This is a genomic window from Sorangium sp. So ce381 (genome assembly GCF_051473845.1).
Lineage (GTDB): Bacteria > Myxococcota_A > Polyangia > Polyangiales > Polyangiaceae > Sorangium > Sorangium atrum.
Genome location: NZ_CP150336.1, coordinates 10,286,122 through 10,297,756, shown reverse-complemented (window position 1 = coordinate 10,297,756; position 11,635 = coordinate 10,286,122). Strand labels below are relative to the sequence as shown.

Annotated in this window: 9 protein-coding genes and 1 pseudogene; 4 read left to right on the top strand and 6 right to left on the bottom strand. The window is 70.2% G+C overall.

Annotation, left to right across the window (positions count from 1 at the left end):
* Nucleotides 1-336: 336 nt before the first annotated feature.
* Nucleotides 337-873: a hypothetical protein gene (locus WMF29_RS38600; RefSeq protein ID WP_437325094.1), complete on the bottom strand. Its 537-nt coding sequence runs from the start codon at nt 871-873 to the stop codon at nt 337-339.
* A gap of 332 nt (nt 874-1,205) precedes the next feature.
* Nucleotides 1,206-1,627 (bottom strand): annotated as a pseudogene (locus WMF29_RS38595) (carboxyl transferase domain-containing protein); the annotation flags it as partial.
* 696 nt (nt 1,628-2,323) lie between these two features.
* On the opposite strand from WMF29_RS38595, the gene WMF29_RS38590 reads away from it, so the two are divergent.
* The gene (locus WMF29_RS38590) at nt 2,324-4,984 is read left to right on the top strand and encodes a protein kinase domain-containing protein (RefSeq protein WP_437325093.1); all 2,661 of its coding nucleotides are present in this window, start codon (nt 2,324-2,326) and stop codon (nt 4,982-4,984) included.
* 9 nt (nt 4,985-4,993) lie between these two features.
* Here WMF29_RS38590 and WMF29_RS38585 read toward each other — a convergent pair whose 3' ends face one another.
* The 3 genes from WMF29_RS38585 to pyrH form a co-directional block, all read right to left on the bottom strand.
* Nucleotides 4,994-6,226, bottom strand: a complete 1,233-nt coding sequence (locus WMF29_RS38585) for a KamA family radical SAM protein (protein ID WP_437325092.1) — start codon at nt 6,224-6,226, stop codon at nt 4,994-4,996.
* A complete protein-coding gene (locus tag WMF29_RS38580; protein WP_437325091.1) occupies nt 6,213-7,289 on the bottom strand; it encodes a peptidylprolyl isomerase in 1,077 nt (358 codons plus the stop codon). Before WMF29_RS38580 ends, WMF29_RS38585 begins: the two co-directional genes overlap by 14 nt.
* Before the next feature lie 117 nt (nt 7,290-7,406).
* The gene (gene pyrH / locus WMF29_RS38575) at nt 7,407-8,168 is read right to left on the bottom strand and encodes a UMP kinase (RefSeq protein ID WP_080599110.1); all 762 of its coding nucleotides are present in this window, start codon (nt 8,166-8,168) and stop codon (nt 7,407-7,409) included.
* A 245-nt stretch (nt 8,169-8,413) separates the two neighbouring features.
* On the opposite strand from pyrH, the gene rpoZ reads away from it, so the two are divergent.
* A complete protein-coding gene (rpoZ, locus tag WMF29_RS38570) occupies nt 8,414-8,656 on the top strand; it encodes a DNA-directed RNA polymerase subunit omega (protein WP_044966694.1) in 243 nt (80 codons plus the stop codon).
* Between the two features lie 108 nt (nt 8,657-8,764).
* Entirely contained in the window at nt 8,765-9,652 is an 888-nt protein-coding gene (locus WMF29_RS38565) for a class I SAM-dependent methyltransferase (protein ID WP_437325090.1), read from the top strand.
* A gap of 171 nt (nt 9,653-9,823) precedes the next feature.
* On the opposite strand, the gene WMF29_RS38560 is transcribed toward WMF29_RS38565, so the two are convergent.
* Complete coding sequence (locus WMF29_RS38560) at nt 9,824-10,561, bottom strand: metallophosphoesterase family protein (protein ID WP_012239864.1); 738 nt, start codon at nt 10,559-10,561, stop codon at nt 9,824-9,826.
* Between the two features lie 550 nt (nt 10,562-11,111).
* Here WMF29_RS38560 and WMF29_RS38555 point away from each other — a divergent pair.
* On the top strand, nt 11,112-11,615 hold the full coding sequence (locus WMF29_RS38555; protein ID WP_437325089.1) for a hypothetical protein: 504 nt from the start codon (nt 11,112-11,114) through the stop codon (nt 11,613-11,615).
* Nucleotides 11,616-11,635 lie beyond the last annotated feature (20 nt).

The following is an 11,635-nucleotide window of genomic DNA, read 5'->3' as shown; positions in this document are numbered from 1 at the left end:
GCCAGGGCCTGGTCGGGAGCGCCGGGTCGAGGCCTGCGCACGGCGGCGAGGGCGCGCGAACTGGGGCGACGTCCCTCAGGGGGGCCCTCCCGGCCCTCGCTCTGGACCTGAACCGCCCGTTTCCCTCGGCGCCTCGGCCCCTAGGCCCCGCTGGCACGCCGCCGCTTCCGTCCTGCTCCCGGGCCGCCGGTTTCGTGCCCCGCGCCGCCCTGCGCCGGCTGCCGGCCCGCGACGGCTGGCGCGGGCGAGCCGTCCGTCGAGGCTCGGCCCGCATAAAGGCCGAAGGGGGCGGCCATCTGGCGCCCCCTTCGGAGATGCGCTGCTGTTGTCAGAAGCTCACAGGCCACACACCGGCTCTCCGGCGGCATCGCAGCTCTCGGCGCACTCCTCGCAAACAGTGCACGTGATGAAGGCGTCGTAGGCTTCGACCGCGGCCGCCTTGTCCGTGCGGCACGCCTCGATGCACGCCGCCAGGTCTTCCTCCTGGGCGCAGTCATCGATACACAGCACCAGAGCACGACAGTCGCTGCTCTCCACGCAGGCCTTGCGGACCTCTTTGCACGGCCCTTCGATGGCGCACTTGTAGCAGCCCTCATTCGTGTCGCGGCCGCACGTGTCCGTCGTGTCATCACAGGTCGGGGTACCCGTCGAGGAAGTGCTCGTGGCGCTCGCGCCTCCTTCTCCGCCGCTGCCGCCGGAGCCGCCATTGCCGCCGTTGCCGCCGTTGCCGCCGTTGCCGCCGTTGCCGCCGCCAGAGCTGCTGCTCCCGCTGCTGCTGGTGGTGCTGGAGCCCGACGGCGTGCTGCCGTCGTCACCGCAAGCCACGAGGGCGCAGCCGGAAATCAAAACCGCAGCGAATACCCAAGATTTCATGCTCAATACCTCCACAGAACACCCAACCGACCCTTCATTCGTGTACTCGGCGCCCCCCCAACGCTCGGCATGCCTGCCAAACCACCCGTTTTCCTGCGACCGGCCCCCGGGTGCACCTGTGCAGATCGTCGGTCAGAGAGAAGCATCGCGCGTGGAGTTCAAAGAAAAACAGCCACGCAAGTCGTTTCTACACGCTCGGGATCGGCCGCGCAACGGCGTCGCTCGCCCCGGCACCCACCTGCCGTGGCGCTCTAAGCGGTTTGCTCGCTGATCTCTCCAAGAGCACGGCCAGAGCACCGCTCTCGCGGGGCCCTAGCCATCGCAAAATTCTGCTAAAGCGGGATGTTTCCGTGCCTCTTCGGTGGGTTCCTGTCCCGCTTGTCGCGCAGGAGGTCGAGGGCCCGAGCCCGTCGAGTGCGGAGCATGCGCGGGTAGATCACCTCGTCTATGAAGCCGAGCTCGGCCGTCTTGTACGGGTTGGCGAATTTCGCCTTGTCGTCGTCGGCGAAGCGTGCGCGGGCGGCGGCCGGGTCGGCCGCTCGCTGGAGCTCGCTGCGGTACACGATGCTCACCGCGCTTCCGGGACCATGATCGCGATCTCGGCCGCCGGGGAGGCGAGGTGGTAATCGGCCCGGATGTGCTTGGAGGCCATGACGTCGTAAGCGCCGCCGTATGCTTTGCGGGTGATCCCCGTCACCTCGGGCACGGTGGCTCCGGCGAACGCATAGAGGAGCTTCGCTCCGTGAGCGATGATGGTGCGCCTATCCCCCTCGAGAGATCGAAATCCCGCCGCGCGCGATGGCGCGACGTCATGGCAGGGCGACGACCCCTGCAGCCGGTACGACAAGGGGGCGAGGCCGGCGGAAACGTGCGAACCGTGCGAAACATACGAAACACGCGAAGCACGCGAAGCTTGCGCGACGCGGAGACGTGCGAGGCGCGAGGACCTGCGACGAAAAATGACCGGGGTCCTCGAGCGGCTTCGCCCTACTCTCTTGCGCGGGCGAGGGGACACCACGTACGCTGAGCGGCGCTCAGCTGCCGATGGTAAATGCAGGAATTCCCGATACGTAGACCATCTGAAGACCGGGACGCGGGGGCCGCCATCGCCGCTGCGGACCCGCCGCGCCGCGACTTCGAACGGGGCAGCTCGGGCCGGCGTGGCAGCAGAGCGGTCGCCTGCCACGGCAACTGACGTGCGGCGCCTCGTGAGATGCGCACGGAACAGCGTCACCGGCAGCCCTCGAGCGTTCGCGGGAGCGCCACGCGCTCGTGGCTCGCGACGCCTTGCGCTCGACGGCCTCAGCGTGGCCTTCCGCCTCGCGTCGCGGGGTGAGATCGTTTCGGACGAGAGGTCGCTCGAGTGAAGCTCGCTCAGACTCGTGAGGCTCGTGCCCTGGCCGTCGCCGCCGTGGCGCGAGGGCTCATCGAGCCCAACGCCCTTTGGGATATGGCTTGCCGATGGACGCTCGGCGGCGCGTCGACGCCCCAGGAGCTCTTCGAGGGGATCCTCACGCCGGAGCAGCTGGCGGCGCTGCCGGAGCTGCTCGCGCAGGAGGGCCGCAGCCCGCCCGTCGCGCGCGCCCTCTCGCCGCAGAGCGAGGACGAGGACGCGCTGCGCTTCGACACCCAGCGGGAGATCGACCTGCCGGGAGAGGACGTCGGGGCCGATTTCCCGACGCTCGCGACCTCCGCCACGCGCGCCGTGAACTCCGGCGGCAGCCGGTACGAGGTGGGCGAGGCGCTCGGGGCCGGGGGCGCCGGGAAGGTCGTGAAGGCGCGCGACCGCGAGATCGGGCGCGTTGTCGCGCTGAAGACCTTGAAGCCGGGGGCCGAGGAGGACTCCGCGGTAGGCAACCGCTTCCGGACCGAGGCGCGGATCACGGCCCAGCTCGAGCACCCGAACATCATCCCGGTCTATGACCTCGGCACGCTGCCGAACGGTCAGCCCTACTACTCCATGCGGGTCGTCAAGCGGCAGAGCCTGCAGAACGTGCTGACGAACCCCGAGCTCCGCAGGCAATGGCCGCTCGTCCGGCTCATCGGCGCGTTCGTGCAGATCTCCCGGGCGCTGGCCTACGCGCACCGGCGAGGCGTCGCCCACCGCGACATCAAGCCGGAGAACGTGCTGCTCGGCGACTACGGCGAGGTCTACCTGGGCGACTGGGGCAACGCGAAGCTGCTCGCGAGGGCGGAGGTGAGCGAGCCGATCTCCGTCGATCCGAGCGGGCAGGACTTCGGCAGGCGGCGGCACGAGGCGATCGCGAGCGCGCTCTCGGGCACGCCCGGCTACATCGCGCCCGAGCAGATCCGAGGGGACCACGCGCGGATCGATCACCGCGCGGACATCTTCGCGCTCGGCGTGGTGCTCTACGAGATCCTCACCGGCGAGCACCCGTTCGACGCGCCGACCGTCCTCGCCGTGATCCTCGCGACGCAGACGCGCGACCCCAGGCCGCCGCGCTCGATCGCGCCGAGCTGCCCGCTGCTGCTCGAGGACCTCTGCCTGGCGATGCTCGCGAAGGATCCCGATCAGCGGCCGCCGACCGCCGACCGCGTCGCGGCGGAGGCGGAGGCGTTCCTCGAGGGCGCCAAGGAGCGGATGCGCCGCCGCGAGGAGGCCATCAAGCTCTGCGAGCTCGCCAAGGCGCCGCTCGAGCGCGACCGGCGGCTCGACGGCGAGCGCGAGCGGCTCGTCGAGGAGGCGCGGCGGCTGCTCAAGGACGTGAAGGAGTACGAGGCGATCGAGCGCAAGCGGGCGGGGTGGCAGCTCGAGGACAGGGCCGCCGGGGTCGAGCGCGAGCAGGCGCGCGCCGCGGCGGAGGCGATCGATCTCTACACGAAGGCGCTGGCGTACGATCCGGACCTGGTCGAGGCGCGCGCAGGGCTCGCGGACCTGTACTGGTCGCGCGCGGTGCGGGCGGACCAGGAGCACCAGCACGCGGCGCGCATCTACCACGAGGCGCTCGTGGCGGAGTTCGACGTGGGCCGCTACGCCGCGCTGCTCACCGCCGATTCGGTCCTCTCGTTCGACTCGTCGCCGCCCGGCGCGAGCGTCGTCGCGTACCGCTACGTCGAGAAGGATCGCATCCTCGTGGCCAGCGACGAGCGCTCGCTCGGCCGCACCCCGCTCCGCGAGGTGCACCTCAAGCCAGGCAGCTACCTCTTCATCCTGAAGCGCGCCGGCTGCCGCGACGTGCGCTACCCGCTGCTGCTCAAGCGGGGCACCCACCACCGCGTCGAGGTCAACCTCTACACCGACGCGGAGATCGGCGAGGGGTTCGTGTACATCCCCGGGGGGACCTTCATCGCCGGCGGCGACGCGCAGGCCTACGATCCGCTCCGCCGCGCCGAGCTCCACGTCCCCGACGTCGCGATCGCGAAGTTCCCGGTCACCTTCCGCGAGTATTGCGAGTTCCTGAACGAGCTCGAGACGCGCGATCTCGATCTCGCCCTCAAGCGCGCGCCGCACGGGACGCGCGGCTCCGAGGGCTACGTCGCGCGGCCCGCCAGCAGCGGCGGCTGGGAGCCGTTGCCCAGCGTGGTCGAGGGCGACGCGCAGAAGCGGTTCCCGGCGGAGGAAGGGCACCTCTGGAACCTGCCGGTCATCCTCATCGACTGGTTCGACGCCGTGGCCTACTGCCGTTTCCGGAGCGAGCGCGACGGGATCGAGCTCCGACTCCCGACCGAGCTGGAGTGGGAGAAGGCGGCTCGCGGGACCGACGGCCGGTTCTATCCGTGGGGAGATCACTTCGACCCGACGTTCTGTCTGATGCGCTCGTCGCGGCCGTTCCTGGCGCAGCCAGAGCCGGTCGGGACCTTTCCCATCGACACCTCGCCCTACGGCGTGCGTGACATGGCGGGCGGCGTGCGCGAGTGGGTCGCCGACGTGAACGGCGAGAGATCGTGGGCGGAGACGTCGGGTGAGCTCGAATCGGCCGCCGACGCTGGTGGGGACGCGCCGCCGTGGCGCATCGCCCGCTCCGGGAACTGGGCCGCGGACTCGCAGCAGTGCAGGAGCGCGTCGCGCACCCGCTTCTTCGGGATCGCGCGGGCGCTGAACCTGTCGTTCCGGGTCGCGAAGCCGCTCTCGCGGGGCCCGGGTCGCTGAGCCGGCGGCTCAGCCGCCAGACCCCGCCGGGGGGTCGACGTACTCGACCTCGACGCCGCGGTGCGTGCGGAGGACGGTGCGCCCCGGCCCGCGATCGACGACGTACTCGGGGCCGATGGGCACCTTGCCCATCCCGCCTGGCGTATCCACGATCAGCTTCGGCAGCGCGATGCCGGTGAGCCGGCCCTGGAGCTGCTCCATGAGGGAGACGCCGGTCGCGAGCGGCGTGCGCAGGTGCGCCGTGCCGCGCACGGGGTCCATCTGGAGCAGGTAATAGGGGCGCACCCGCCAGCGCACGAGACCTCGGAAGAGCGTGGCCAGCGTCGTCGCATCGTCGTTGATGCCGCGCAGCAGCACGGTCTGGTTCATGACGGGGAAGCCGTGATCCGCGAGGCGCTTGCAGGCGCGCTCGGCGGCGGGCGTGAGCTCCTTCGGGTGGTTGAAGTGCGTCATCACCCAGAGCGGGTGGTACGGCTTGAGCGCGCGCACGAGCTCTGCGGTGATCCGCTGCGGCAGCGTGACCGGCACGCGCGTGGCGATCCGGATCGTCTCCACGCTCCGGATCTGCCGCAGCCGAGCGATGAGCCGCACGACGCGGTCCGTCGAGACGGCGAGGGGGTCGCCGCCGCTCACGATGACATCGCGCACCTCCGGGTGCGCCTCCAGGTACGCCATCGCGGGCGCGAGGCGCTCGAGCGCCACCGCGCCGCCGCCGTCGCCGACCATGCGTGAGCGGGTGCAGAAGCGGCAGTACACGGCGCAGCGGTCGGTCGCGAGGAGCAGCGCGCGATCCGGGTACCGCTGCACGAGGTGGGGGGCGACCTCGTGCGCGACCTCCCCGAGGGGGTCGACCAGATCGCCGGGCACCTCGGCGGCCTCGTCAGCGAGCGGCACGCATTGCCGGCGGATCGGGCACGCCGGATCGCCCTTGTCGCAGAGGCTCAGATAATAGGGGGTGACGCGGACGGGCAGCCCCGCCCTTTCGGCGCGCCTGGCGCCGGCGAGCTCCTCCGGTGTGAGCGACAGCGCCCGGTGGAGGTCGTCGGCGCTCGAGAGCGCGTGGCGCAGCTGCCATGTCCAGTCGCTCTTCCGCGCCTTCACGCGGGCTGGTCGCGCTTCCTGCGCGCTCGTGGCGAGCGGACCGGGTCGCTCCGGCAGCGCGACGGCGCGGGTGTTCGCGCCTTCCTCGCCGGGTCGCCGGGCGAGCCGCGCGGCGGCGACGAGCTCGCTACTTGCCGGCATCGCTCGACGGCGCCGCGGCAGCGCCGGCCTGCTCCGGCCGTGGCGCGTGGGGCTTCGCGGGATCGGGCTGCGCCGCGCTCCCGGTCTGCATGAGCTGCTCCGGCAGCTTGACCGAGGAGAGCGCCGCCTCGTTGATCTCGACGGGGAACTTCTTCCGCAGCTCGTCCTCGATGGCGCGCTCCTGGTCCTGCATCTTCTGCTGGAGGAGCGCGACCCGGATCGAGCGTTCGGCCTCCGCGAACTCGCGCCGGTGCCCGCTGGTGAGCCCGTTCAGGCGGACGATGAAGAACCGTCCGTCGGCCTCGACGAGCTCCTCGCCGACCGCGCCCACGCTGCCGATGCGAAAGGCGGCCTCGCGGACCGGCTGTGGGACGCGGGGGTGGGCGCCGCGCTGATCGCCGGGCGGGCCCACGATGCCGAGCTCTCCGGCGAGATCGAGCGGCGGGGCAGCGCTCTTGTCCTTCGGCGCCGTGAGCGAGTGCTTGAGGAAGAGCTCCCCCCACGCGCTGCTGCTCCCGGCCTTCTGCGCCTCCTTGAGGACCTTCTCCCCGAGCGCTCTGTCGCCGACGACGATGGCGGCGACGCGCCTGCGCTCGGGCTCGCTGAACTTGTCCGCGTTCGCCTCGTAGTACGCGCGCACCTCGGACGCGGGGATGTCGGCCGGCGCCGGCAGGCCCTTTCGAGCCCGTGCGATCATCGCCTCGCGGAGGATCTGCCGGATCGCGTCCTCGACAGCGGGGTCCTTGTCGAGGCCCCGGCGCCGGGCTTCCAGCGCGAGCAGCTCCGCGTCGACGATCTCGCTGAGCAGCTCGCGGCGCCGCTCCTTCGTCTGGTACCGGAGCCGATCGAACTGATCCATGCGCTCCAGCGTCCTGCCGAAGTCGCCCAGGGTGATCACCCTGTCCCCGACCTTCGCGAGCACGCGCGCCGACTGCTCGGCGGTGAGGCCGAAGACCGGATCCCCCGCGTCCGAGGGGACCTGGAGGGCGGGCTCGTCGCAGCTCGCGACGAGCGCGACGAGCGAGATGGCGAGCAGGGGTCGGCGCACCGGAGCTCGGGTCATTGCTGGCTCGGGGTCTAGCACGGTTTCAGCGTGGCTCGAGGTCGCTGCGCCTCGTTCAGGCTGGCGCGTCGGCGGACGCCTCGGCTCGTCGCGCACGCGGAGCGCTCGAACGCGCGCTCAGTCGACGATCGTGCCGATCTCTTCGCCCCTGCAGACGCGGAGGATGTTGCCGCGGGTCATGAGCTTGAACACCCGGATGGGCATCTTGTTCTCGCGGCAGAGCGTGACCGCCGTCGAGTCCATGACCCCGATCCTGTCGGCGAGGAAGCGGTCGTAGCTCAGGTGCGCGAACATCTGCGCGCCTTCGTGGCGCACGGGATCGCGGTCGTAGATGCCTTCGACCTTGGTCGCCTTGAACAGCGCCTGCGCCTGGATCTCCATGGCCCGCAGCGCTGCAGCCGTATCGGTCGAGAAGAACGGGTTGCCCGTGCCCGCGGCGAAGATGACGATGCTGCCCTTCTCCAGGTGCCGCATCGCCCTGCGGCGGATGTACGGCTCGGCGACCTGCCGGATCTCGATCGCGGTCATCACGCGCGTCGGCACGCCCGTCTTCTCGAGCGCGTCCTGCAGGGCGAGCGCGTTGATGACGGTGGCGAGCATGCCCATGTAGTCGCTCTGGGAGCGGTCCATCCCCGCGCTCGCGCCCTTCAGCCCGCGGAAGATGTTGCCGCCGCCCACGACGACCCCGATCTGCACCCCCATCCGCTGGAGCTCGGCGACCTCGCCGGCCACGTGGTGGAGCGTCTCGGGACGTATGCCGAACCCCCCTTCCTCGCCGCAGAGCGCTTCGCCGCTCAGCTTGAGCACGATGCGGCGGTACTTCAGCCCGGGGGCCGGACGAGGGGGAGGGGGAAGGAGAGAGTCCTGGTCAGCGGCCACGGTGCGACCTCGTAGCCGGGACCTGCGTGGAGGGCAACGAGCAACGTGACCCATCGCTCGGGCCAAGCGGCAGCGCGCGCCGCCAAGGAGGAAGAGCGAAAGCAGAACCAGAGGAAGCCGAGAGAGTAGAGGAAGCGGAGGGAAGCTGAGGAAGCAGAGGAACCAGAGCAGGCAGAGCAGGCAGGACCGCCGGGGCGGCATGTACCTTGCGCTTGCCGGGGCGGGGAGCTACTCTCGGCCCCCCTATGGCGCGTGTGACTGTGGAAGACTGCCTCGAGCGCGAGGAAAACCGTTTTGCTCTCGTCGTGCTCGCGGCCAACCGGACGCGGCAGCTCATGAAGGGCTCGGACGCCCTCGTGAAGACGAAGAACAAGCCTGCCGTGACCAGCCTCCGAGAGATCGCGGCGGGCAAGGTGCACTTCCACCGGAGCTCCCACGAGGTCGTCTCCGAGTGGCTCCAGCAGATGAACGCCGGCGGCCAGCGCTGATGCCGCATCGGAAGGGCGCGCGTCCGGTGATGCGCGCCTCCGTCGGGGCTCCGTTCCGCAGCTCGCTCCCGTCACCGTGCCAGCGCTCCGCTTGATCTGTTGCCTGGCATGAGCGGGATGGCCACGAAGCGGCCGGCGCATGTTTCGGGCTCCGGCCAGCGTCGCGATCCGGAGCTCGAGGCTGGGACGTCGGCCCACTACGAGGATCCGGCGTACTACGCGAAGACGTACGCGCGCCGGAAGGATGACGTCCGCTACTACGTCGACCTCGCCATCGCGTCGGCGGGCCCAGTGCTCGAGTACGGCTGCGGCAACGGACGGATCACGCTGCCTGTCGCGAGGGCGGGGGTCCAGATCGCCGGCGTGGACCTGTCGGCGCCGATGCTCGGCGATCTGCGCGCGCAGCTTGGACGCGAGCCGCGCGATGTCTCCTCTCGCGTGAGCCTCCGGCGGGGCGACATGCGGGCGCTGCGGCTAGGGCGCCGCTTTCCGCTCGTGATCTGCCCGTTCAACGCCTTCTTGCACCTGTACACGCGCGTGGACGTGGAGCGATTCCTCGCGCGAGCGCGCGAGCATCTGACGCCGAAGGGCGAGCTCGTCTTCGACGTTTCCATGCCCGAGCCGGCGGAGCTCGCGCGAGATCCGGATCGCGCCTATGCCACGCCGCGGTTCCGGTACCCCGCGAAGGATGGCCCTGGCGAGTTCGTCCGGTACACGGAGCGGTTCGACTACGACAAGGTCCGGCAGATCCTGTTCGTTTCCATGGAGTTCTCGCCCGTCGACGGCGGCGAGCGCTGGATGACGCCGCTCGCCCATCGTCAGTTCTACCCGCAGGAGCTCGAAGCCCTGCTCCACTACAACGGCTTCGAGCTCACGGCGCTTCGCAGCGATTTTTCCCCGGAGCCGCCCGACAACCAGACGAGCATGCTGCTCTATCATTGCCGGCCACGCCGTTCTGGTCGGGCCCGCCGCCCTGGAAATGAAGGGGGCCGCTGAAGGGGGCGCGGCACCGGCTTTCGAACGCCCGGAGCCTGCAGCGCCTCGGGCCACCCTGTAGCAGCGCCAGGTCGGTATCGGGCCATGCGCGACGTGTCCGCGCACCAGCGCGCGTGTGCCCCTGGTCCTGCCGCACCGAGGTCGCGCCAGATGCGGCCGTTGCCTGGAGTCTCAGACCCCGATGTAGAGGCGATGAGCGAAGTTGCGCTCGAGCTTGGCGCGCAGCACCTTCTCCGCCGCCGTCTCGATGTCGTACTCGACGCGCTTGAACTCGAAGCGCTTCGTGTCGCTGTCGTAGACCGTGTAGCTCGCGCGGTTGTCGTAGTCCCGCGGCTGTCCGACCGAGCCGACGCTCACGATGTACTTGCGACCCTGCTCGAGCTGGAAGTCCACCGCGGGGAGCTCCTCGACGCTGTTCGGTGTGAGCGCGAACACCTTGCAGAGGTGGGAGTGGCCGATCAGCGTGATGTGACCGAGCTCGTTCCACATCGGGAGGCATTCGCGCGCCTGCTCCGGCGCGAAGATGTACTCGAACTCTTCGAGCCGGACGGGTGAGCCATGGCAGAGGTCGACGTTGATGTCCGTCAACTTCTCCTGGTACGTCAGGCTCCGGAGCCAGGCCGCGTTCTCGGAGGACAGCATCGCAGCGTGGGTGTCGAGCGCCTGCCGGGCGGCCTCGTAGTAATACGAGTAGTCCATCCGACCTGCGACGGCCGCGTCGTGGTTGCCGAGGATCGTCTTCTTGGCCACCTTGCGGACGAGATCGGCGCACTCGTTCGGCGAGCCGCCGTAGCCGACCGTATCCCCGAGGCAGTAGTAAACGTCGATACGTTCGTGGCGGTAGGACTCGAGCACAGCGCTGAGCGCCTCGTAGTTGGCGTGCGTATCGCTGAAAATCCCGAGTCTCATTTCGACGCGAGGGCGGAGCTTAGCACGAAGGCCTCGACTTCCGTTAGGAATTCAAACCCGAATCCACGGACGGGCCGGTTGGACCGGCGCCGAGCTTTGTCGGCTCGTGGGCGTTGTGTCGGCTGGTTCGTCAGCTCCGTTGCCTCCGGCGGTTCCGCAGGCTCCGTCGAATCCATCGGCTCTGTCGACTTCGTCAACTTTGTCGGCTCCGACGGACCGTGCTTCCACTGCCGCTGCGCCCGAGGATCTGCAGAGGACGGTCGAGGGCCGGACACGGTCCTTGCGGAGCTTGCCGAGGCGCTCCTAGCACGACCACGTTGACGAGCGGCCACCCGCACCGGAGAAGAATAGCGTGGAGCCCATGAATACCAAACAGAACGGTGCAGGGACCTCTCCGATTTCTGCGGAGCGGCCGGCCGAGTCTGCGCTGTCCGCTACAGCTGTCGAACCTGTCGCGCCGCCGCCGTCCACCGTGGAGGATCTCGCCGAGGGGTGCGTGCGGTTTGTGGAGCGCGCCCTCGGCGTACGGCTTGACTATCGGCCGGAGACCTTGCCTCTGCTCGACCACTACCTCGAGCAGGCGCGCGGCGCGACGTCGGAGCGGGTCGAGGCCTTGCCGATGGTCGCGCACATGGCAGGCGCTTACTTCGGCGAGGTGATCCGGCGCCGGCACGCGTCGTGGTGGCGCCTGGATGGCGAAGATCCGACCTACTGGCAGGTGCAGTTCGGGTCGGTCTACCTCGCTTTCAGCCCCGTCCTCTTCGTGCGCGAGGCGCTCACGCGCGGACATCGGGCCGACGCCGCGCCGGACCTCGCAGAGGACGCCCTGAGCGGCGATCCGGCGGCGCTGGAGCTGGAGGAAGACGATCGTGAGGCGGTCGCGGCCAGGCTCGCGGAGCTGCCGTCGGTCTCGGAAAACGAGTACTACGCCCCCTCGACGCGGCTCGAGGTGATCGACATCGCCGTGGACGCGATCCGTTCGCGTCGGCTCGCGGCCGGCGAGGACACCGACGCCGCGCTCGACCCGGGCGACTACGAGCGCGGCGGCGACTGACGCCGGGATCGCCGCGCGCG

What these genes read in the sequence shown, in the direction of transcription:
- WMF29_RS38580 (WP_437325091.1), bottom strand. Translation starts at nt 7,289, where the DNA reads ATGACCCGAGCTCCGGTGCGCCGACCCCTGCTCGCCATCTCGCTCGTC.
- WMF29_RS38600 (WP_437325094.1), bottom strand. Translation starts at nt 873, where the DNA reads ATGAAATCTTGGGTATTCGCTGCGGTTTTGATTTCCGGCTGCGCCCTC.
- WMF29_RS38560 (WP_012239864.1), bottom strand. Translation starts at nt 10,561, where the DNA reads ATGAGACTCGGGATTTTCAGCGATACGCACGCCAACTACGAGGCGCTC.
- rpoZ (WP_044966694.1), top strand. Translation starts at nt 8,414, where the DNA reads ATGGCGCGTGTGACTGTGGAAGACTGCCTCGAGCGCGAGGAAAACCGT.
- WMF29_RS38585 (WP_437325092.1), bottom strand. Translation starts at nt 6,226, where the DNA reads ATGCCGGCAAGTAGCGAGCTCGTCGCCGCCGCGCGGCTCGCCCGGCGA.
- WMF29_RS38565 (WP_437325090.1), top strand. Translation starts at nt 8,765, where the DNA reads ATGAGCGGGATGGCCACGAAGCGGCCGGCGCATGTTTCGGGCTCCGGC.
- WMF29_RS38590 (WP_437325093.1), top strand. Translation starts at nt 2,324, where the DNA reads ATGGCTTGCCGATGGACGCTCGGCGGCGCGTCGACGCCCCAGGAGCTC.